This is a genomic window from Shouchella oshimensis (assembly GCF_002019765.1).
Taxonomy (GTDB): domain Bacteria; phylum Bacillota; class Bacilli; order Bacillales; family Bacillaceae_D; genus Shouchella; species Shouchella oshimensis.
This window is the reverse complement of the sequence record NZ_KV917380.1, coordinates 2,265,546-2,288,032: the sequence shown is the minus strand read 5'-3', so window position 1 is coordinate 2,288,032 and position 22,487 is coordinate 2,265,546. Positions and strand designations below refer to the sequence as shown.

General features: G+C 40.5%; 19 protein-coding genes. 14 read left to right on the top strand and 5 right to left on the bottom strand.

The features are described 5' to 3' along the window. Window positions 1-10 precede the first annotated feature (10 nt). Together BK583_RS11425 and BK583_RS11420 are read left to right on the top strand one after the other, a co-directional pair. Window positions 11-394, top strand: coding sequence for a YwqH-like family protein (locus tag BK583_RS11425; RefSeq protein WP_055735194.1), 384 nt, complete (start codon window positions 11-13; stop codon window positions 392-394). 187 nt (window positions 395-581) lie between these two features. Further along, window positions 582-2,495 (top strand): serine hydrolase domain-containing protein, encoded by a 1,914-nt coding sequence (locus BK583_RS11420; RefSeq protein WP_055735195.1) that lies wholly within the window; start codon window positions 582-584, stop codon window positions 2,493-2,495. 293 nt (window positions 2,496-2,788) lie between these two features. Here BK583_RS11420 and BK583_RS11415 read toward each other — a convergent pair whose 3' ends face one another. After that, window positions 2,789-3,238: a VOC family protein gene (locus BK583_RS11415; RefSeq protein ID WP_038479595.1), complete on the bottom strand. Its 450-nt coding sequence runs from the start codon at window positions 3,236-3,238 to the stop codon at window positions 2,789-2,791. 80 nt (window positions 3,239-3,318) lie between these two features. Between BK583_RS11415 and BK583_RS11410 the strand changes: the two genes are divergently transcribed. After that, window positions 3,319-4,233, top strand: a complete 915-nt coding sequence (locus BK583_RS11410; protein WP_055735196.1) for a helix-turn-helix transcriptional regulator — start codon at window positions 3,319-3,321, stop codon at window positions 4,231-4,233. 190 nt (window positions 4,234-4,423) lie between these two features. On the opposite strand, the gene BK583_RS11405 is transcribed toward BK583_RS11410, so the two are convergent. From BK583_RS11405 to BK583_RS11390, 4 genes are all read right to left on the bottom strand, one after another. After that, window positions 4,424-5,131 carry an ABC transporter permease gene (locus BK583_RS11405; RefSeq protein WP_055735197.1) on the bottom strand — a complete coding sequence of 236 codons (708 nt, stop codon included), beginning with the start codon at window positions 5,129-5,131 and terminating at the stop codon, window positions 4,424-4,426. Between the two features lie 14 nt (window positions 5,132-5,145). Further along, window positions 5,146-6,069, bottom strand: coding sequence for an ABC transporter ATP-binding protein (locus BK583_RS11400; RefSeq protein ID WP_055735198.1), 924 nt, complete (start codon window positions 6,067-6,069; stop codon window positions 5,146-5,148). Window positions 6,070-6,163: 94 nt separating this feature from the next. Then, window positions 6,164-7,099: a sensor histidine kinase gene (locus tag BK583_RS11395; RefSeq protein WP_055735199.1), complete on the bottom strand. Its 936-nt coding sequence runs from the start codon at window positions 7,097-7,099 to the stop codon at window positions 6,164-6,166. Further along, the gene (locus BK583_RS11390; RefSeq protein WP_055735294.1) at window positions 7,096-7,794 is read right to left on the bottom strand and encodes a response regulator transcription factor; all 699 of its coding nucleotides are present in this window, start codon (window positions 7,792-7,794) and stop codon (window positions 7,096-7,098) included. The genes BK583_RS11395 and BK583_RS11390 overlap by 4 nt, the downstream gene beginning before the upstream one ends. 201 nt (window positions 7,795-7,995) lie before the next feature. Here BK583_RS11390 and BK583_RS11385 point away from each other — a divergent pair, with 201 nt between their 5' ends. The 11 genes from BK583_RS11385 to BK583_RS11335 all read left to right on the top strand — a co-directional run bounded on the left by BK583_RS11385 (window position 7,996) and on the right by BK583_RS11335 (window position 22,486). After that, the gene (locus tag BK583_RS11385; RefSeq protein ID WP_055735200.1) at window positions 7,996-9,321 is read left to right on the top strand and encodes a right-handed parallel beta-helix repeat-containing protein; all 1,326 of its coding nucleotides are present in this window, start codon (window positions 7,996-7,998) and stop codon (window positions 9,319-9,321) included. Between the two features lie 835 nt (window positions 9,322-10,156). Beyond that, complete coding sequence (gene nikA, locus BK583_RS11380; protein WP_055735201.1) at window positions 10,157-11,686, top strand: nickel ABC transporter substrate-binding protein; 1,530 nt, start codon at window positions 10,157-10,159, stop codon at window positions 11,684-11,686. Then, window positions 11,683-12,612 carry a nickel ABC transporter permease gene (gene nikB, locus BK583_RS11375; RefSeq protein ID WP_055735202.1) on the top strand — a complete coding sequence of 310 codons (930 nt, stop codon included), beginning with the start codon at window positions 11,683-11,685 and terminating at the stop codon, window positions 12,610-12,612. Before nikA ends, nikB begins: the two co-directional genes overlap by 4 nt. A gap of 5 nt (window positions 12,613-12,617) precedes the next feature. Continuing rightward, window positions 12,618-13,448, top strand: a complete 831-nt coding sequence (nikC, locus tag BK583_RS11370) for a nickel transporter permease (protein WP_055735203.1) — start codon at window positions 12,618-12,620, stop codon at window positions 13,446-13,448. Beyond that, the gene (locus tag BK583_RS11365; protein WP_055735204.1) at window positions 13,445-14,926 is read left to right on the top strand and encodes an ATP-binding cassette domain-containing protein; all 1,482 of its coding nucleotides are present in this window, start codon (window positions 13,445-13,447) and stop codon (window positions 14,924-14,926) included. The genes nikC and BK583_RS11365 overlap by 4 nt, the downstream gene beginning before the upstream one ends. 228 nt (window positions 14,927-15,154) lie before the next feature. Further along, a complete protein-coding gene (locus BK583_RS11360; RefSeq protein WP_055735205.1) occupies window positions 15,155-16,504 on the top strand; it encodes a PepSY-associated TM helix domain-containing protein in 1,350 nt (449 codons plus the stop codon). A gap of 140 nt (window positions 16,505-16,644) precedes the next feature. Beyond that, window positions 16,645-19,230: a heavy metal translocating P-type ATPase gene (locus BK583_RS11355; protein WP_160319263.1), complete on the top strand. Its 2,586-nt coding sequence runs from the start codon at window positions 16,645-16,647 to the stop codon at window positions 19,228-19,230. Further along, complete coding sequence (locus BK583_RS11350; protein WP_055735207.1) at window positions 19,227-20,837, top strand: hypothetical protein; 1,611 nt, start codon at window positions 19,227-19,229, stop codon at window positions 20,835-20,837. The genes BK583_RS11355 and BK583_RS11350 overlap by 4 nt, the downstream gene beginning before the upstream one ends. A gap of 60 nt (window positions 20,838-20,897) precedes the next feature. Then, complete coding sequence (locus BK583_RS11345) at window positions 20,898-21,158, top strand: hypothetical protein (protein WP_035393524.1); 261 nt, start codon at window positions 20,898-20,900, stop codon at window positions 21,156-21,158. 30 nt (window positions 21,159-21,188) lie between these two features. Beyond that, entirely contained in the window at window positions 21,189-21,788 is a 600-nt protein-coding gene (locus tag BK583_RS11340; protein ID WP_055735208.1) for an SCO family protein, read from the top strand. A 359-nt stretch (window positions 21,789-22,147) separates the two neighbouring features. Then, window positions 22,148-22,486 (top strand): c-type cytochrome, encoded by a 339-nt coding sequence (locus tag BK583_RS11335; RefSeq protein WP_055735209.1) that lies wholly within the window; start codon window positions 22,148-22,150, stop codon window positions 22,484-22,486. The last annotated feature ends 1 nt before the right edge of the window (window position 22,487 follow it).

Here is a 22,487-nt window from a genome sequence, read left to right as displayed (position 1 = left end):
AGGGAGTATGGTGTCGGTTGAAATCATGCGAAGTCGAGTTCAATCAACAGAAAATTTTATTGAAACAGCCAATGATAAAATTAATCGTTTACGAGCATGCCGAGCTCGTTTAATGGGTCAAGAAATCACAATGGCGCATGTGAAGCACACATTTAAAGAACCAGCACTAACAAAAGATACGTGGTACGGTAAACATGCAAATGAATTTGATGCTGAACGAGAGGCTGAAGTTGTCAATTCGTATAATGATCTTTTAAACGAAGTAGGCGAAACAATAGAAAAAGCAACTAGAGAGATTCAGTCAACGCAAGAGGTGATTAACCATCAGCATAGCCTCTTAAGTGACTACAGAATTGGACTCGAACGAGCGATCGAGCGCGAAAAAGAAAGGTAGAAAATTTACGGTTGTTCACAAAAAAGCTAGAGTACCATTCACACCATGCAGGTAAACCGTCCTGCATGGTTTTTTCTTATTTAGACTCCTTTTTTATTCGTTAGAAAAACGTGAGATTTGCGATAGAGAAAAGAAAGGTTACATCCGTATACTCATGAGTGAAAGAATTGCAAAGGAGCGAATGTAAATGAAGAAACTACTTTTACTGGTGATTGTATGGGTCATGGTTTCCCTCTATCCTTCTATAGGATATGCGGAAAGTCTATCGACACCTTCTGGTATACCGACAGCTGACATTGAAGAAACCGTTGATGCCATTATGGAGGGTTATATTGAAGAAGACGTACCAGGAGCCTCTGTTTCGATTGTGCAAAACGGAGAGATTGTTTTTCAAAAAGGGTATGGGTTAGCCAATAGAGAGAAGGAACAACCGGTTCATCCTGAAACTACTTATATGGAAGCAGGTTCGGTTTCTAAATTATTTACGTGGACTGCGATCATGCAATTGGTGGAAGAGGGGCAACTCACTCTTGATACGGATGTTCGACCGTATTTAAAGGGAGGGGAGTTAGCGCTCACCTATGATGAACCGATCACAGTGGCTCATTTGATGACCCATACAGCGGGATTTGAAGAACGAGTAGAAGATTTGACGGTTTACGATCCTGACCATCTGTTTGAATTGGAGGACTACTTAGCTCCTGATAGACAGCCGAAGCAACTGTATCCGCCTGGAGATGTGGTGGCTTACTCCAATTTTAGTACAAATCTTGCAGGTTATGTGGTAGAGGAATTGACAGGTATGGCTTTTGCTGATTATGTGGAGCAATTGATTTTAACGCCTTTAGAAATGGAGCACTCCACATTTGATGTGCGCTATGATCGTATTCCTGGTTTAATGGACGAGAAGGCAGTTGGATACACGAAGAAAGGTACGGAATGGGTCGCTAAACCAACTGCTTATATCAACGATAATCCGGCTGGTGGTTTGACGACAACGACAAATGACCTTGCTTATTTTATGCTGGCACACTTAAATAGAGAGCAATCTGGCTCGTACGTATTGTTTAACGAACCACAAACATTGGATACGATGCACCAGACATTATACACGCCTCATCCTGATATGGCAGGAAATGCCCACGGGTTTTGGGAGCGTCAAGCAGGAGATTATCGTGTCTTAGAGCATGGTGGCAATACAGATGCGTTTAGCGCACTTCTTTCCATCGTACCTGATGAACAGTTTGGCATTGCCGTTATGACAAATATGGATGGTGAGATGGCAGGAGCGAGAAGAGAACTAACGGATGTTTTAATTGGCAAGTCGACAGAAACGCCAGAAGCGACAGATGGTATGAATCATAGTGAAGCAGTAGAGGGTCGCTACCGGTCTGCACGCTCTGTTGAAACAGGGCCAATGAAAATCATGCCTTTTCTCTCTGATGGTGACTCTGTTATTTCTGCTAATCAAGAGGGTGGGATCACGTTATCCATTGCTGCTCTCGGTGTAGAACTAGACTATGTGGAAACGGCTCCATATTTGTTTGAAAAAGTGACAGAAGAATCGTCTTTACTTGATAATGCAGGCATGAATACGGATCACTTATTCTTTAAAACGAACGATGCCGGTGAGGTGGAGCAATTATCGTATGGCGTCATTGCAGATGAATTACCGATATCGTGGTTAGCGTCACCTTATGTCGCTTATGGAATAACAGGAGGCGCTGCACTGTTTTCACTTGTTGGTCTTGTATGGGGAATAGTTGGCTTTATACGAAAAAGGAGGCACCAAACCCATATGACTTCTATGCATAGAGGGGCAATAGCGTGGTCTTTCGTTGGCGTTCTGACTCTTGGTCTTTTTGGCGCCATTGTTGTTCAATTGGCAAGCAATCCGTTTCAGCCTTGGTCTAATTTCACCTTCTACGTGATCGGATTTTGGCTCCTTCTATTCGCATTTCTAGGCGTGCTTTATCTAATTGTTAAAGGGTGGCGTAAGCAAAAAGGCTTCTACTTAATAAAGGCTTTCATTGTGCTACTAGGCTGTTTATTGGCAAGTTTGTTTTACTTGTTATTCTTTCTTAACTTTCTCTATCTCTAAAGGATCAAGAGGCTTGGACAAAAGTAGATAGACAGACCAAAACGACGAACATTCCTGAAAATAGGAACGTTCGTCGTTTGTTTATATGAAAATGAGCAGAAGGAGAATCCGAAGACTCCTGGGGGATCAGCACGTGTCTGAAGACTCTGAAGTGGCGGTTTTCCACGAAAGAGGCTGAGGCCGTGTCCCCGGAAAGCGAAGGATTCTTCTGTAGCGGTGCTACTCAGCATAGTTTAGACTATTCGTCTTTTCAAATACTTCTTTTCGTTAGTCTCAGCCTCTTTTTAATGACGTTAAACGAGTCGATTCAAAAAGCTACTTGCATCGCTATTGAATTTCCACATAATACCGAACTTGTCTATCAGCATGCCGAAACTGGATGACCAAGGAACAGAAGAAATGGGCATCAGTATCTTCCCACCTTTAGAAAGTTCCTCAAAATAACGTTTATTTGTTTCCACGTCTCCATTAATCAAGCTTATGATCACGTTCGTTCCTTTTGTTACGTCGCCTATGACGCTTTGCATAGAAGGAAGTACGTCTGAGATCATCAGGATGTTTTCGGAAAACGTAATCTGAGATTCCATGATCATATCCTGTTCTTCACCACTAAGTGGAGCAGAAGGGTCTTGCGGGATAGAACCAAAGTTCACCTTCTTAACGGTTCCTTGTAATGCATGTTGATAAAAATCGAGTGCCTCTTGTGCTTGCCCACTAAATTGTAAATATGCGATTGCGTTCATTTTGTCTAACCTCCTCATTGGTCTATTCGTAGTATACTAGACAGTAGGTGACAACTGTCTGTCGTATATAGGAGGGTGTTATGCAAAAAGTTGAAAGACTTCTTTCCATCATTATGATACTGCTAAAAAAAGAGGTGGTGTCTGCATCAGAATTTAGTCAACTCTTTCAAGTGACAAAACGTACAATTCAAAGGGATGTGGAAGCGTTAAGCTATGCAAACATACCCATTTATGCAAAGCATGGCCCAAGTGGAGGGTATGCGTTAATGGAAGAATATAAATTTGATAAGCGGTTGGTGAATCAGAAAGACATTGAACATATCCTTGTGGCGTTAGATGGGTTTGAACAGCTGACAACAAACAGCGATATCCAGTTGACGATCCAGAAAATAAAGGGGATGAGCCCTACAAATCTAGCTTCAAAGATGGATGTAACGTTTTATCAATCGATTGGTAGAAGCGAAACAAATGAAGAGCTGTCTTATTGGATGAAGGCGATTGAGCACCATTGGTTACTGGCGTTTGATTATGTAGATCAACAAGGGCGAATTAGCCATAGGCTCGTTGAACCATATAAGGTTCAACTGAGGGAGATGCACTGGTATGTCGTGGGCTTTTGCCTAGAGCGTAACGATTTTCGAACATTTAAGTTGACGCGAATAACAGATATAGAAAAAAGAGGATTTTTCACACCGAGAGAACAGAAAATGACGCAACAACAAAGGACGACACAAGAACCTGTTAAACCTTCTATGAAGAGTGTGAAGATCGAGCTGGATATTCGTGTTCGAGATCAATTCATCGAACGGTTTGGGCGAGAAGCTGTAGTAAAGAAGACAGAAAGGACGTGCAGTGCAATCATCCCACTTCCTGAAAGTCCATATGCATTTCAATTTCTTGCAGGCTTTGGGAACAAGATAAAGATTATAGCTCCTAGCCATTATCGTAGTCACTACACGTCTTTTTTAAAAGAAGCGTTAGCATTGTATGAATGATGTCAGTTTATTTGTAATCAAGAAGCCGTCCATTGTCATGCCATTGGCCATATAGCTTGTTTTCTTTTGTGTTCATTAAAAATTTGCTTTTTAGTTCCAGCATTTATCAACCTCATCTTTTTGTCTGATGTATCATCTTTCTTCCCTTTACGTTGTGAAAAGCTATGGACCTATTGCCCATAGCTTTCTGTCATACAGGTTTATTCAATTCTAAACGATTAATCGTTTGTATAGATACCCATGCGATGATCAGTCCAATAACGGCTAGTGCTAATGGAATGTAAAAGATGTTAATTAAAGAGAATTGGGGCCCTAAAGAAGAACTCGTTACGATCACGATTAAAACCGCTGAAAGAATGGTAGCAGGCGTTGAGAACTGACGCAATCCAAAGTAAAGGGGAACGAGAGACGTACCAGCTGCTGCTACGTTAAAACCAATTAAACGGAGTAATTCTTGTGAAAGTTGTTCCTGAGTAACGTGTAAGTTGGCAGAAAAGCCAATGAACGCGTTAAGCCCAGTAAAGCTAGCTACAATAAACAGCGTTGATAGCGTCATCGTTAGCAAGGTTATACTAAAGATAAGAATTAGTTTGGCAGTTACTAGTTTCTTTCGACTAATTGGATAGGAAAATAAAATCAGACTGGTTCCATGTTTAAATTCATCAATGACGATCTTTGAGATGAGAACGGCACCAAAGATAATAAATGTCCCTCTTATTAACACGCCGGTAAACATAAAAAATTCATCACTTGTTTGGAAAATAATATCATTTTCAAGTTTTTCAATAACAGTGAAGAAGTAGAGCATGGCAAGAATACTTGCATTTGCAATGAGCGTTCCTTTTACATACCAACTGATTTTATGTTTTTTCAATTCAAGCTTCATTAAACGATACATTAACATATCCTCCTTTATTGGTCATTTTTACGTAAACCGATTTTTTTAATAAAATACTCTTCTAATGTCGTTTGCTTTGTTTGGATAGAATGAATCTCGATGTCTTCTAGAATTAACGCTTTTGAAATGCTGGCATGAGACACCTCTGTTGAAAAAATGCGAATCCTTTGGTTTTCTATGATTTTAAAGTTTGTTATGTTTAATTGATCATGTAAGAGAACCGCTGCTTTTTTTGGATCGTTTGTAACGAGTTCAATGTACTCTGTATTTTGTTCTTTCAGCGTTTCCATTGATGTTTCTTCTATTAATGTCCCGTCTTTAATCATACCAATCGTGTCCGCAATTTGTTCGATTTCACCAATGATATGACTGGAAATAAAAAGGGTCATGCCATATTCTTTGTTCAGTTTTTTTAACAATCTTCTCATAGATTGTATCCCCTCAGGGTCAAGTCCATTAATGGGTTCATCAAGGATGACCAATTCCGGCTTTGTGAGGATGGCTCTTGCGACACATAAGCGCTGTCTCATACCTAGTGAAAATTGATGAGGCCATTTATGAGCCTCCCTAGAAAGGTCGACCCACTCTAGTACGTCAGAAATCGTCTGTTTGTTATGGTAGCCCATGTAAGCGCAATGTAGCTCTAGGTTTTCCCGAGCAGTTAATTTCTCATAAAAGATTGGGTATTCAATCATGCTGCCAATTCGTTGTAAGTAACGAAATGAATCTTCTCTTACTGGGGAACCAAATAGCTCAATCTCGCCACTGGTTGGTTTAATCGCGTTAATAAGCATCTTCATGATTGTTGATTTGCCTGCCCCATTAGGACCAAGAAAGCCGTAAATTTCCCCTTTTTTAATCGACAACGACACATCCGATACAACGGTATGTCCATCGTATCGTTTCGTAAGACCTTTCGTTTGAACAATATAGTCCATGTTATTCCTCCTTTAGTTCCTATACTCTTACTGTAACGATTGACTGTTTCTTTTCTCTATCGTAAACCTCACAAAAATCTCAAGAAAAAAAAGACTAGCCATGTACACGTTTTAATTTGCAAATAAAGGACGTTTTCTCATGAGGGATGGACGTTACCGAAATGGTTCCTTGCATTTGTTCGATCAACTTCTTGGTAATGGTTAAGCCTAATCCACTTCCTTGAAAATCTTTATTTCTGGATTCCTCCAATGTATACATTCGTTCAAAAATCGACTGTTGATCGGATTCACGAATGCCGACCCCTTGATCATATACGGCAATCGTAACGATGGTCTCATCTGCGTATATGTGTAATCCAATAACGTTACCATCTGACCCGTAGCGAAGTGCATTTGACACTAAATTAGCTAAAACTCGATGTAACGCTTCCTCATTGCCTAGAGCAAAAATGGGTGAATCAGGTATGTCAATTTGAACGTCTAATCCTTTCGTTTCGATTAATTCGTAAAACATAAGAATCGACTGTTTGCAGATTTCTGTTAAATTAATGGTACCTAATGGTACATGCTTGTCTCCTGCTTCAAGTTTCGCTAAATCAAAAAAAGAATCGATCAACGTAGTCATTTCATCTGTTTTTTCGTGAATGTGAGAAAGAATACGCTGACGCTCTTGACTAGGCATGTCTATTTTTGCATTGAGCATTTCTGCATAACCTGAAATCACCGTTAAAGGGGTTTTCAAATCATGAGAAATATTGGAGAGCATACGCTTCATCGATTGTTCTGTTCGAATAAATTGGCGAGCATGCTCCCGGTTTTGGTCATTGAGTTTATTGATTGAAACGAGTAGGTCTGCCATTTGCTTATGGTCTGTTCCGATTAGTACAGGACCACTTGCTTGACCATTTACAATATCGGTTAGCTGCTTTTTTATGGAACGCAGCTGTTTTTGAAAGGTACGCTTAGTTTGGATCTGGACGAGGCATCCACATAAAAGAACGATGCTAAAGATGGATAGAAAGACAGTCATTTAACATCACCTAATTTATAGCCAATACCCCAAACCGTTTTAATATACATTGGTTTAGCGGGGTCATCTTCAATTTTTTCACGCAGTCGGCTTATATGAACGTTAATAACATGATCGTCTCCATAATAGTGATCCTCCCAAACGGAATAATAGATTTGTTCTTTTGTCATGACTTTTTTAGGGTTCTCAACGAACAGCTTTAAGAGTTTCCATTCTTTTGAGGTGAGATGGATCACTTGATCTTTTTTCTTGACGATAAACGAATGAAGATCCATTTCAATTTCGTGTATTCGTATAATTGCTGGAACGTCGGGTAGGGTAGCATTTTTATACTGGGTCGTTCGGCGAATGGCTGCTTTCACTCTTGCTAGTAGTTCAATCATGGAAAAAGGCTTAGTGATGTAATCATCCGCACCAAAACCTAGACCGACTGCTTTGTCGGACTCGCTGTCTTTTGCAGATAGAATAATAACAGGGACGTAACTCGTTTTCCTAAGCGTAAGTAGGAAATCCATGCCATTTAATTCAGGTAACATTAAGTCAAGTAAGACTAAATCATATGTGTCATCAGCAAATCGTTGAATGGCTTCTTGCCCAGTAAAAGCAGGCACAACTGTAAAGCCTTCGTTTGTAAAATAGGTTTGAACCATCTCACTAATGGCCACATCATCTTCTACAAGTAGTAATCTATTCATTCTGGCACCGTCTTTCTCGTTATAAAATAAAGCTCTTCTCATTAAACCACATCTTAGCAACTATTATCGTATAGCACGCGATCTTCACAATCAACTTCTTAGAATGAGAGACATTCATAAAAAAAGAATCATGAGCCTTTTCACAGCGTGGTATAATGCAAAGATCATTATTTAGATAGTAGCAGAGAGGGACGAAATGAATTGAAGTCACAAGCCTTTATTAAAGGAGCTATTCTTATAGCAGGGATGTTTTTAGCAAGTTGTCAGAATCAATCTGATGAGCGTATTCTTTATGTTGCACCAGATGGTGATGATCGAAACCCTGGTACAATGGATCAGCCATTTGTGAGCCTACAGATGGCAGCTGAGAAAGCGACAGCTGGTACAACGGTTTTCGTTCGAGAGGGGACCTATGTGGAACCTCTTCTCATCCAGCATAGCGGAACGGAACAAGAGCCAATACGTTTTGAAGCGTATCAAGGAGAAGACGTTTTTCTAAGTGGTAAGGGAATGGAAGACGATTTAGACGATGTGGCTTTAATTGAAATAGATGGTCATAGCTATATTACAGTTGATGGATTTACAATCGGAGACGTCACGACAAATCATGTTGACAAAACGGTAGTAGGTATATTCATTACCGGTGCGAGTCAGCATATTGAGATCGTGAACAATACAATCCGAGGGGTCTCAACAACCGCTGTTGGAGGAAACGCTCATGGTATTGCCGTTTACGGAAATGAAGCGATTACAGCTATTCATATTAACCATAATACGCTAACAGACCTAAAGTTAGGGTTAAGCGAGGCATTAGTTGTGAACGGGGATGTCAGTCAATTTACTATTACCAATAACCATGTTTATGAAACAGATAACATTGGAATTGACGTTATTGGCTATGAAGGCATCGCCATTGACCAATCGAAAGATTATGCGCGTCAGGGTGTTATTCAAGGGAATGTGGTTCATCATAATTCGAGCTATGAGAATCCAAGCTATGACAAGGATTATAGTGCTGGCGGAATTTATGTTGATGGCGGAAGTGACGTATTGATCCAAGGGAACACGGTTTATCAGAACGATATTGGAATAGAAGCGACGTCTGAACATAAAGGCAAGTATGCTAATCGTATTGACATCTTGAATAACGAGGTATTTAACAATCGCTATACTGGTATTGCTATAGGCGGGTATGATTCTGAACGTGGAGGGACTAGGAATACAGTTATTGCCGGAAATATCGTGTCACATAACGATAGAGTCGGTTTAGAGGGAGCGCAACTATTAGTGCAATATTATACGTTCGCAAATCGAATTGAACAAAATCATTTTAGTGCCAGTGATACAGGTCTTTTTATTAGTAGCGAATACGATGAAAATGATGGGATGTTCTTTAGTGAAAATGAATATGTCGTACAAGAAGGAGTGCAGGCTAGGTGGTTGTGGGGAAATAAGGATGCGCACTCATTGAAGGATTTCCAACGGCTGACTGGCAGTGAGCACGCTGCGGTTTTTCGTTCCTTTTAACGGTAAGATTTGGAAGGGGAAGGAATAAATAAAAAGGCTGGGACAAAAGGATCTTAGTCGATGAAAAAGCCGAACTATTATCTGAAATGCCCTAAAGGCATGCAGTTATAGTTCGGCTTTATGTTTTAAGATAAGTTAATATACCCATCTTTATTCGGCAATAAATAGGCTTAAGCTAGTTATGCCCCAACTTCTTTATCTTTGAATAATCTTAATTCGAACTATTTAACATTTATTCACAACTTAAGTTTATAAATTACATTTCAATAATAATCTATTTTAAGTGAAGGTGAAGTCGGCAAGTTAAAAAGAAATAGCTTCATTAAATGTGCTATCTAAAAGACAAAACATGCCTTTTGAGGCACATATTCTTGAATGTGTATAAACATAATGATTAATATAAAAATAAAGTCTTATGCATCAATTTTGAGTGAGTAGCCAAATGATTAACACTCTAGCAATATACTATCGTCTATTTCAGTAAACAATTTAATTCAGTACCAACTACTTTTAACATTAATAGCTCTCTTAAGATTAGAGGAGAGCAGTTAAACAAAATAAAAAGGATTTTTTTATTTATTCTGTCGGCAAATTCAAACTATCGTGACTGTTAATTAATATTTTTAATAGTATTTTTGTTAAGGAAAAAACTAGCGCCAGAAAAAGTAAAGTGAGAAAAACATTAGTATTTTCAAGAATCTTAAACTTTTTTCATGCGTTGTAACAATTTCATTATTCGTCGAATCGTCACTTTTAAAGCAAATGATTTCATTTTGTTTTCACATCTTAGTGCTAAGATAACGCAGAAGTGACATGAATGATGGAGGTCAATAAAATGGTAAAAGCATCACGAGTTACGTACGTTGTTGCATGTTCTGCTCTTTTATTATTCACAGCTTGTTCGTCTGATACGAATACGACGAATCAAACTGAACTAAAGGAAGCTACATTTTTATTTAATTTCCCTAGTCAGACAATCGATCCTAGCCTTGATTACACCCCCCTTCGGGCAGGTGTAACAGAAACGTTGGTTAAGCTTAATGACGATGATTTATCCATTGAGCCTTGGCTTGCGGAAGATTGGCAGAGCGAAGATGGTCAACATTGGACTTTTACGATAAGGAGTGAGGTTCTTTTCCATAATGGAGAGCCATTAACAGCAGAATCAGTCAAACAATCGTTAGAACGAGCGATGGAACAAAACCCGGGTGTAATGGAGGTTCTTAATATTGATTATATGGAGGCAAGCGACCAAACTTTGACAATTGTTACAAATGAACCGTTTCCTCAATTTCCTTCTGAACTTGTTCATCCGAATGCGTCAATTTTAGAGGTGGGCGCTAGTGAGCCCGAACAACGTCCTGTTGGTACCGGCCCGTTTATGGTCGATTCCTTTGTTGCGAACAGTGCGTTAGATGTCAAGCGTTTTGATGAGTATTGGGACGGGGCGGCTCGCTTGGATCAGGCTCGTTTTACATTTAACGAGGATGAAAGTGCACGACTCTCTGCGTTAAAATCAGGCGGAGCTGACATTGTTTATCGCCCCCCTGTAGATAGTCTGACCGATTTAGAGGCAGATCCACTCTATAAAACGGAATCAGTTGTTGGTCTTAGAACACATGAACTAATATTTAATACTCGAAATGAATGGTTTGAAGATGAATCGATTCGGAAAGCGTTTGATGCTCTGGTTGACCGTGAAGAACTGATGAACGAGATCATGTCTGGACAAGCCGTATTAGCCAATGGTCCGTTTCTTCCAGATTTTGAGTTTACACCAGAATATGATCAGAAGGACACTGGTAAAGAAACGGCGTTAGCCTGGTTTGAGGAAGCTGGTTTTGAGACAGAAAACGAGGTGGTTACGAAAGAGGGAGAACCGCTTCATTTTACTCTTGTCACGTACACATCACGAGCGGAATTCCCTATTCTAGCACAAGCACTTCAATCAAAAGCAAAAGAAATCGGAATTACGATTTCGATAGAAGTGGTTGACAATTATGAGGAGTATCTTTTGCAAGAAGAAAGCTGGGATATTGGCATGTACAGCCCGTTAATTGCTCCTCGAGGCGATGCGAGTTATTTTCTTAATGTTTCATTCAAGCCTGATGGAGCGCTTAATTTTAGCAAGGTCGATCATCCAGAGCTAACAAGCATCATTGATGAACTGGACAAAACAATCGATGAGAGCGAACGGAATCAATTAATTGAAGACGCTTTGTTGCTGATCGATCAGGAAACCTATTATTCCTATTTGGTCCATCCGAACATTGTGGTTGCGATGAATGATCGTGTGGAAAATTGGAATACAAGCAGAAGCGAATACTATATGCTGACCAATGAACTGGATGTTGATGGAGATTGATTCATGTAGGTCGGCGTTTACTCGAGTTCATTCTCTTTCTCTTGCTCTTATCGTTTATCAGTTTTGTCCTAATGAAGCTTGCACCAGGAGATGCTGTTCGAGATGTATTAGGTGTAGAAGATGTGGCAGTAAATCAAGACGTTATTGACGCTCAACGTGAGGAAATGGGCTTCAATCGCCCTTTGTTGACTCAGTATAGGGAATGGTTATTTGCAGCTATTCAGCTGGACTTTGGACAGTCGTTCATGACACGCCGACCTGTCACAGAAGAGATCATCACAAGGGTGCCGGCAACGCTTTTGCTAACTGGAACGTCTGTACTCGTTATGGTCTCTATTTCGATTCCAATAGGTATCCTGTCATCGTTTAAATCATTAAGCGTAATCAATCAGTTCGGACGCATCTTCGCCGTGGTAGGGACGTCAATTCCTGGTTTTTGGCTAGGTATCTTGTTAATTGAGCTATTCTCTGTTCGCTTAGGCTGGTTGCCCTCAATGGGAACCGGCTCGATCCGCCACTTAATCTTGCCATCACTCGCACTCGGTTTGACGATGGCAGCTGTTTATGTGCGGATGATTCGTTCGAGTATGACGATAAGCATGGAAAAAGAGTTTGTACGGGGAGCAAGAGCAAGGGGGCTTTCATCGTGGCGCGTCACGCTTAACCACGGTTTTCGCCATGCATTGTCTCCTCTACTTGGGTATTTTAGCGTAACATTAGGCAGTCTTCTAGGCGGAACCGTAGTCATTGAGGTGCTTTTTTCATATCCAGGTCTTGGAAAGTTCGCTATAGATGCCATCCACAATCGAGATTATCCAGTTATTCAGGGATATATGGTTGCTGTTGCATTACTGATCACACTTTTTAATGTACTAAATGATGCTTTACAAGTTTGGTTACAGCCAGAATCGCGGAGAAGAGGGTAGCGTGAATGAAACGACATCTAATTGATTGGTTAGGACTTCCTGGGCTTACTTTATTAGTGATTGTTTGCTTCTTTCCGTTTGCATCATTGGTTGCTCCGTATGATCCCTTTCATGTAACAATGTCAATGAAGCTTGAGCCAATCTCTATTGATCATTGGCTAGGAACAGATGGACTTGGCAGAGATGTTTTCTCTAGACTGTTAGTTGGTGGACAGCTAACGATTGGCGCAAGTTTGTTTGTCTTGTTGGGAACCGTGGTGATTGGCTTACCAATTGGGTTGCTGGCAGGTTATTTTGGCGGTTGGTTAGATCGTTTCTTTATGAGAATAGCGAATGCTTTGCTTGCTTTCCCTGATTTTTTGCTTGCGATCGTTTTAACAGGTTTACTTGGTCCTCACTTAGTGAATCTGATGATCTCCATTATTGCGGTAAAATGGATTGCCTACGCTCGAATTGTTCGAAATTCGGTGCAGGAAGAACGGGTTAAAGAATATGTGAATTATGCTAAAATCAGTGGCGCTCGCTCCTCGCGAATCATCCGTAGACACTTATTGCCCCACGGCTTAAGACAGATCATGGCTTTATTTCCACTGGATATTGGCAAAATTATTTTAATGATTGCCTCCCTGTCTTACATTGGTTTAGGTGTTCAACCTCCTGGGGCAGAGTGGGGAACGATGTTAAATGAAGGGAAGATGTATTTTAATCAAGCGCCGCGTTTGATGTTCCTTCCAGGTTTAGCCATTATGACAGTTGTTATCTTGGCTACGTTGACAGGAGATCGTATACAGGAACGCCTTGGGAATCGTAAGGGGAAAAGGAGAAGGTTTACATGAGTAGCACCATAAGTGTTCAAGATCTTTGCATTCAGACTGATGATCAACAACGGCTTGTCGAGGGAGTGAATTGGGAGATACCAGAAGGCAACTGTCTTGTGTTGGTCGGAGAAAGCGGCAGTGGAAAGACGCTAACGGGTCTAGCTCTAGCCGAACTTCTTCCTACTGGTGTTTACACGACAAGGGGAGCGGTTACGTTTAACGGTTCAGGTTTGAAAAGAAAAGAAAGGCAGAACATGAGAGGACAAGCCATTTCCTATGTCTTCCAAAACTATGCAGCTACGTTTAGTCCCCAAATGACGTTAGGAAGACAACTTCATGAAACACTTACAAGCCACTTGTCTATGAGCCGCACAGAACAACAAGAAGTCATAGCTAAAGCGCTTGAAGATGTTGGTCTCTCCTACGAGCACATACAAGGGCGCTATAGTTTTGAGTGTAGTGGAGGACAGTTGCAGCGCGTCTCCATCGCGGCAGCTTTAATGCTTTCGCCTGCTGTTATTGTAGCGGATGAACCGACAACGGCACTTGATTCATACCATTCAAAACAAGTGTTAGAGTTGCTCCTGCAGGCTAAAGAACAAAGAAACTGCATGATTCTTTTGATTACCCACGACTTCTCTATCGCTAGGAAATACGGTGATTTAATCGCTGTTATGCAAGCTGGAACAATTGTGGAATTCGGGAATAAACAAAATGTACTAGAACAACCTGTTCATTCCTACACAAAACAATTGGTAGAAGCTGAAAGATTGCTTTACAATGAGCCTGATCCTAAACAGGATGAACTGATTGATGAAGCAGAAACGATTCTGACGGTGAAACATCTTGAAAAAAAGTACGATGAAGCCGTGCCTGTTCTAAAAGACATCTCATTTTCGATAAAAAAAGGCGAAGCGGTAGGTTTAATCGGCTTAAGTGGTTCGGGAAAAAGTACGCTTGCCCGTTGTTTATTACAGTTGGATTCGTTTGATGCTGAACAAATGACTCTATTCAGCCAGCAACAGAACAGCCGATCAAAAAACAGAGGCAAGATCCAAGCTGTTTTTCAGCAGCCTGGTTTGTCGCTTAATCCATTGTGGTCAATCATCGATTCTCTTATGGAGCCATTAGATAATAAAAAGAGAAGTTATTCGACGAAAAAACAGTACCGAAAAAGCCGATTGCAACAGGCAAAATCGCTAATGGAGCAAGTTGGTTTAGCCTCTGAATTGTTAGATCGTTACCCAGGCGAATTAAGTGGTGGGCAAAAGCAGCGTGTCTGTATTGCTAGAGCCATTAGCACAAACCCCGATCTACTTATCTTAGATGAGCCAACCTCAAGTCTCGATATGATTGTGCAAGCACAAATCATCCAGCTTTTAAAGGACCTTCAACAAGACCATCCATTTAGTTCCTTAATTATCTCGCATAATGAACGCGCGCTTGTTCAATTGGCTGATCGATTTTTGTACTTGGAGGATGGCGTACTTGTTTAGAAAGAGTGTATTTTCCCAGCTCTTAATGGGGATTTAACATAAAACTTTTAATTGAAAGGTACACAATCAGTCCAATTTGAATAAAAAGCCTTTTATTTTTCTTGTTAAGCAACACCTATCGAGAAAATAAAAGGTTTTTTTGATCCTATTCGTTTATTTCATCACTACTACACATCTCTATTTTATACTAGAAAAAGATTGACGATTCTATTAAAAGAAAGAGTGAATGTGGTGAGCACAAATCAAAAGAAAAAACGCCAGTCCGCTTTTTATCAAACGGTTTGGCGCTGGCATTTTTATGCCGGTGTTATTTTTGCCCCATTTTTATTTATTTTGGCATTCAGTGGAGGCGTATACTTATTTAAACCGCAAATTGAGGGGTATCTTTACAGTGAGTACACAGAAATCGAACAGGTTGAGGATCAACGACTTTATTACACGAATCAAGCAGATTCCGTTAGAGAAGCGTACCCTGATTCATCTATAACTTCCGTAATCGTGCATGATGAACAGAAAGCAACGGAATTTCTCATCCAAGAAAATGGCGTGGGTTCTTCCGTTTTTGTTAATCCGTTTACCGCTGAAGTAACGGGTATCGTTAATAATGACGCTAAGCTAACAGAGATTTTCAAACGTATACATAGTGAGTTGTGGATCGCTGGAACAGTCGGAAACCGTATAGTGGAGTTAGCTGCTTGTTGGGCAGTTATTTTAATCGTAACGGGTTTATACATCTGGTGGCCAAGAAATAAAAAGGCAATCTGGGGAACAATTTTGCCACGCTTAAAAAAGAAAGGACGAATGTTTTGGCGAGAGTTACATGCTGTTCCAGCTTTTTGGCTATCAGCTGCTATTCTTCTATTAATTGTAACGGGCTTACCTTGGTCTGGGGTGCTGGGACCTCAGATTCAAAGTGTGGCAACGTCTCCTCCTTATGCGTATAGTTTTGGAGAAAAGCCTGAATCGGTTACGGTCACAGAAGATGTTGTTGACGAAGTGCCTTGGGCGAATGAGAACTTACCTGTTCCTTTCTCTATACAGTCTAGCTACCTACCATTGTCAATGGATGATAGCATTCACTTGTTTGAACAGCATGCGATTAAGAAGCCTTTCTCCGTTTCGATGCCACAAGGGGAGACGGGTGTATATACGGCTTCACATATGGATGTGCCTAAGGATTTGGCAACCCTTCATATGGATCAATATAGCGGAGCCATCCTCAGTGATGTCCGGTATGATGACTTTGGGTTCGGGGCAAAGCTAGTTGAATCTGGAATTGCACTTCATGAAGGACGACTTTTCGGTTGGGTTAACCAAGCACTAGGTTTAATAACGTGTTTGGGCCTAATGGGCTTAATAGGAACATCTTTTGTGATGTGGCGGAAGCGAGCTCCGAAAGGGACCTTTGCGGCTCCTCGTAAAGCAACAGATCCGAAAACAACGTGGGTCGTTTTTGGTATCATGGCTCTATTTGGGATACTTATGCCGTTAGTTGGTCTATCGCTTCTTGTTCTTCTCTTTATCGATTTCGTTATTCGACCACTCTTTTTTAAGAAAGAGGATCAGTTTACAATGTAACTGATTTAATCCCCCTGAATCCAGATTCAGGGGGATTAAATCTGTCTAATTCTCGAACAGATCAAAGACTTCATCTAAACTTCACAATTTCATACTATTGTTTAAATTAGATAGATATGTATACAGTCAGGGGAGTCAGTATGAAAAAAAGTCAAATGAATATTACAGGTATGACGTGCTCCGCCTGTAGTACGCGAATTGAAAAAGTCTTAGGCAAAACGGAAGGCGTGCAAGACGTTTCCGTTAATCTTGCTTTAAATACAGCTTCCGTTTCTTATGACCCTGAGTTAATGACGATCCAACAACTTGAATCAAAAATTGAATCAATTGGTTTCGGTGTTGCGTATACGACAGCCACCTTTAATGTATCTGGGATGACATGCAGTGCCTGTTCTAGTCGGATTGAAAGAGTACTTGGGAAGCAAGCAGCGGTAAAACAGGTATCTGTTAACCTAGCAACGGAGCAAGCAAGCATTACGTACAACGATACGATTCTTTCTTCAGACGATTTAAAAGAAAAAGTGAAACGAATTGGCTTTGAGCTAACGGAGAGCTTAGAGGAAAAAGGTGAAGAACATCGTTCGCTTAAACGTAACGTATGGCTAGGTGTATTGCTTTCATTTCCTTTATTTTGGGCAATGGCTGACCATTTCTCCTTTACATCATTCATTTGGGTTCCTGAATTGTTTATGAATCCTTGGTTCCAAATGTTGCTGGCTACACCGGTACAGTTTGTCATTGGTGCGCGTTTTTATAAGAGTGGGTATTTAGCCTTAAAAAATCAAAGTATGAATATGGATGTTCTCGTCGCTCTTGGAACATCGGCCGCTTATTTTTATAGTGTTTATTTAACGTTTCAGTCTTTGTCGACCTATGACGGCCATGTTCGTTTAATTGATATCGAAATTATTCTTGCGATGTTAATAATGGTAGGATTCTTTGCTGTTTATAGCACGCTACCAAAAAAGCAATTAAAAGTTGATTTACTCATATTAGTTCCTATACTCATGCTATACGCAAGTGGATATTATTTTGCCACGCAACGGCTAAACGTCCATGAGGGTATTATGCCTGATCTTTATTTTGAAACAAGCGCTGTGCTCATTACGTTAATTTTAGTCGGCAAACTGTTAGAGGATAAAGCAAAAAATCGGTCGACAAAAGCGATTACATCTCTTATTCAAGGTCAGGCAAAAATAGCCAGAAGGCAGAACGGGACAACTGAAGAAGAAATAGCCGTTGAGCAAATTAAACAAGGCGACTTATTAATTGTAAAAGCAGGAGAAAAAGTTCCGGTTGATGGCGTTGTTGTTAATGGTAGCACATCAATTGATGAATCTTTTATTACGGGAGAAAGCTTACCGGCAGATAAAGCTGTTGGCTCAAAGGTTTACGGCTCAACGCTCAATCAAATGGGTTTCATCTTAGTTGAAGCGACAACAGCAGGCAACCAGACGGTGTTAGATGACATCGTGCGCATCGTGAAAGAGGCACAGCAATCAAAAGCACCGATTCAACGATTTGCAGACAAGATATCAGGTATTTTTGTGCCGATTGTCGTTGCTTTTTCAATTCTTACATTCATTGTTTGGTACTTTTTTATTCAACCGGGTTTAACGGCCTCGGCATTTGAGGCAGCTATTGCTGTACTTGTTATTTCCTGTCCATGTGCTCTTGGACTTGCCACTCCAACATCAATCATGGCTGGTTCTGGTCGTGCTGCCGAAACAGGAATTCTATTCAAAGGCGGAGAACATCTGGAACTTGCCAACAAGGTGACGACTGTAGTGTTTGATAAAACAGGAACGATTACAGAAGGAAAGCCAAAGATTCAAGAAGTGATTTCTGTTACTCCAGATGAGCGTTGGTTAACATATGTTTATGAGCTTGAAAAGAAATCCAATCACCCGCTAGCTCAAGCGGTTGTGGACGGACTTCAGAAACCGGACGAATCATACGTACTGGATATGGTTGAAGAACTCCCAGGTCGGGGAATGAAAGGCGTTATGAACCATAAGGAAATTCTGGTTGGGAACCGTTCCCTTCTTGAAAAGCACGGTGTCTCGCTTGCTTCAATTGAAAAACAAGTGAAACAACGTGAATCGTTGGGAGAAACGGTGCTTTTCGTTGCAGTTGAATCTATCATTACGGGGGTTATTACATTAGCGGACAAGCTCAAAAGAGATTCAAAAGCTGGCATTAAACAATTACAAAACCAAGGTTTAGACATCATTATGCTAACGGGAGATAATCAAGAAACTGCCCGTTCAATTGCAGCTCAAGTTGGGATTACGACGTTCATTGCGGGTATACTGCCAGCGGAAAAACAAGCATATGTAAGAGCTTTACAAGGTAAAGGTGCTGTTGTTGCAATGGTTGGAGATGGCATTAACGATGCACCGGCGCTTGTCGCTGCTGATGTAGGGATTGCCATGGGGCAAGGTGCTGATGTTGCGGTTGAATCAGCCGATATTGCCCTGTTAGGTGGAAGTTTAACAAAAGTAGCTGGTGCATTACACATCAGTCATTTGACAATGAATAATATTAAACAAAATTTGTTCTGGGCGCTTGTCTACAATTCAATCGGCATACCCATTGCTGCAGCAGGATTGTTAGCTCCATGGCTTGCAGGTACAGCGATGGCTTTTAGCTCCGTATCGGTTGTCCTTAACGCATTACGGCTGCAAAAGAAGGTCGTTGTTAAGAAAGAAGGTGTACACCAATGATGACGCAATTAACGGTCGTTTGCTTGACCATCATTAGTATCTGGTTCATTGGTGGTTCAGCAGCAAGCTTTCTAGGCGTGTCAAACGTTAAGCGCTCGCCTTATCACAAATGGGCTGTCGTCAGCCTACCCGTTTTGGCGATGTTGCCGCTTATCCAAGGAATCGTGACGTTTTATCAAACATATAATCAAGGGGTAGTTAATTCCATCATGGCTATTTTATTTACACAAGCAGAGGGTCGAGTGTTTATGCTACTGCTGCTTTTATCAGGCTTGTTTGTTCTTCTTTTAATTAGGACAGATGGGTCTGAGAAGCGAGATGCCATTCTTTTTTTCTATGCTGGTCTATTGCTGATTTTTATGATTCAACTGCTTCAACCTGGTTTAGAATATGGCAGTTGGTTAGGGTACACCCTTTATGTCGTAAGAGCGATCAGTTTATCTCTTCTAACAGGACTGTTTTTGCATATAGGGTTTAAGCAAAGAGATGACTTAGCTTCTGAAAGTCAATCGAAACAAAAGTGGTTTGTAGGGAGTACGGTTGTACTTCTTCTTATCACTATATTGTCAGAGGGTGGACTAATCCTTTTGTTCGCTTCAGACTATCTAGCGAGCATTATGACGTATTATGGTCATTTTCTTTTTCTGACAAACTTGCTTTATCTACCGCTTATGTTTCTCATGTTAAAACATGTGATTGATTGGATACGAGGGAAGACGCATCAAGGCTGGACGTTCTCTTCTTTTAAAGCGCAAGGCTTAGTCGGTGGTGCCATTTTAGTGATTCAATCAATAATGGCTGTTTACTTACCACCACAAGATGTCCTGCGAACGCTTGAAACAGAAACACTACATCCCATCACTTCTTGGGCAGTGAACGAAAGTTTAGCAAGTTATCAAATCATTGGTATTACAGAAGGGCCTATTCGATTTGTGATTATCTATATAGCACTTCTTTTATTCCTTGCCACAATTGTTGTAACGATTTTTTCAAGAAAGGCACTGTTTACAGTATCGTTATCGATGCTTGTTGCTTTGACGCTCTACAGCGGAACACTCTTGTCAGTTGAAGCTGGGGATATTCTTGTTGATGATACGGTGTTTCCAACAATGGAAGAAGCGGTGCAAGCCAGTTACGAAGAGGGTTCTTCTATTATGCTTCTGCTTGAACAAGAAGAAGACAATGCAGTCTATTTAGTTTATGGAATTGACGAGAGGGATCTCGGAATTGAGAAACTAGACATCGTTACGGATGGCTATAAACGTGTACCGCTCAGTGGTGTCGTCATTGATAACGCCTTAAAGGGGCAACAAGAACAAGCGATGGAAACACGAAAGATGGACAGTGGAATTTGGTTAAGTGAGAACGATGATTTTGCCTATGTTTCATTTGGTTTTGTTGAACGAACAGCAGATGTTGACGCAGTTCAAATTCATTACGATGAAAAGTACGTAACAACGAATGTGAATGAAAACAATGTCTTTTTCCATATTGAAACAACCAATGCCAATTGGCCAGAACGTCATTTTATGTATTTGTTAAATGATCAGAATGAACGATTAGCTGATTATCAGTACCAGTCAATGACAGGAGGATTTCATCATTAACGGTTAAAGAAGAGGGAAACGTTGAGTTTACCCTCTTTTCTTTAAAAAAGGAGGGGAAAGATGAAACGAAAGCAGCTTGGGAAAAAAGTAATGCTAGGAAAAGGTTTATTCTTCCTAGTGATATGGCTCATTTCAATTTATTCAACTTCCACTTTTAAATTTATCCTTTTTGTCGGAGTTGTTTCGATTGTATGGTTAATAATGATGTTTTTCTGGCTCAATACGCATTTTTCAAGGATGGTTTGTGAAAAGATGAACATAGATGGGAAATGGTGTCTATTTCTTGAACATAGAAAAAGTTCACAGCGATTTGACAAATGAATAGTAAGCTAGATAGTAAAGGAGGTAGCTATGAAGAAAAGAATAGGTACAGCAATCGCGTTCGGTGCTCTTTGTTTATCAGGCTGTAGCTGGATTTACGAATTGTCACCAGGTTCATTACCAGAGGGCGTGAGCGAAGGGAATTCAACCGTTCCGTCTTTTTCCTATACGGATCAGTTTGGCCAAGCGTTTGGTACGGAAGAGTTGCAAGGGACTTACTGGCTCGCAGATATGATTTTTACAAATTGCCCATCTGTCTGTCCCATCATGACACCAAACATGCGTAATTTACAAGACTTTGCATTCGAAGAGAATTTAGCTCTGTCATTCGTTTCATTTACGGTTGATCCAGAGAATGATGATGAAGCAAGGTTGCTTTCTTACAGTGAAAACGTTGCTGCTGATAATGAAAACTGGCGCTTTTTAACAGGCTATTCTCAGGGAGAGATCGCTACTCTCTCGGAAGAAGCATTTTTATCACCGGTGGAAGAGTCTCAAGATGGACTTGACATTGTGCATAGTACACGCTTTTTTTTAGTTGATCCTGCTGGAGATGTGGTGCGCATGTACAATGGACTTGCTTTAGACCAATCATCGATTAAAGAGGATCTTAAAACGATTCTTCCGTAAAATGATACAACCATAGGAGGATGCCGATTGAATGTTCAAATTGATTTAGAAAGGTGAAAGCAGTTTTGGGCTATCCCCACGGCAATGATTTGTCGAAATGCATGAAGAGAAGAAAGTTTGCAAGCCAGCGAACAACATATGTTGGATGATTGCTTATAGAAGTGGGAGCATGCGCATCGAATCGAGTGGTACTTAAGAAAAGTCGGAACAAGAACAAGCGATGTATAAAGAATTAGATGATGGTTTCACTTGCAAAATAAAAAAATCTACCATGCTGTAAGAAATAATGGAAAAGTTCATCAGCATTTAACATTTAACGCGTACAATCTCATTATATAGCTTGAAGAAAGGAGAAAAAAATGAAGCGATTTCTTTTAATAAGTTCACTTCTTTTGCTCGTAAGCGCTTGCTCTAATGGAGATCAAGCAGAAGAGCAGGAGACTCGCGAAACGGAAAATGAGAACATAGTAATTAATGATTATAATTCAGTTGCAGCGGAGGAGTCGTATCAGCAAAGCTGTATCCACTGTCACGGTGATCAACTTCAAGGTCTTAGTGGTCCAGCTCTAGTTGACAATGGTTTGTCTCCTGAATCAATAAAAGATATTTTAGAAAATGGTCGGGGAACAATGCCGGCGCAAACAGCTTTGTCTGAAGATGAAATGGATAATCTATCAAACTGGTTAGCTGACCAATAAC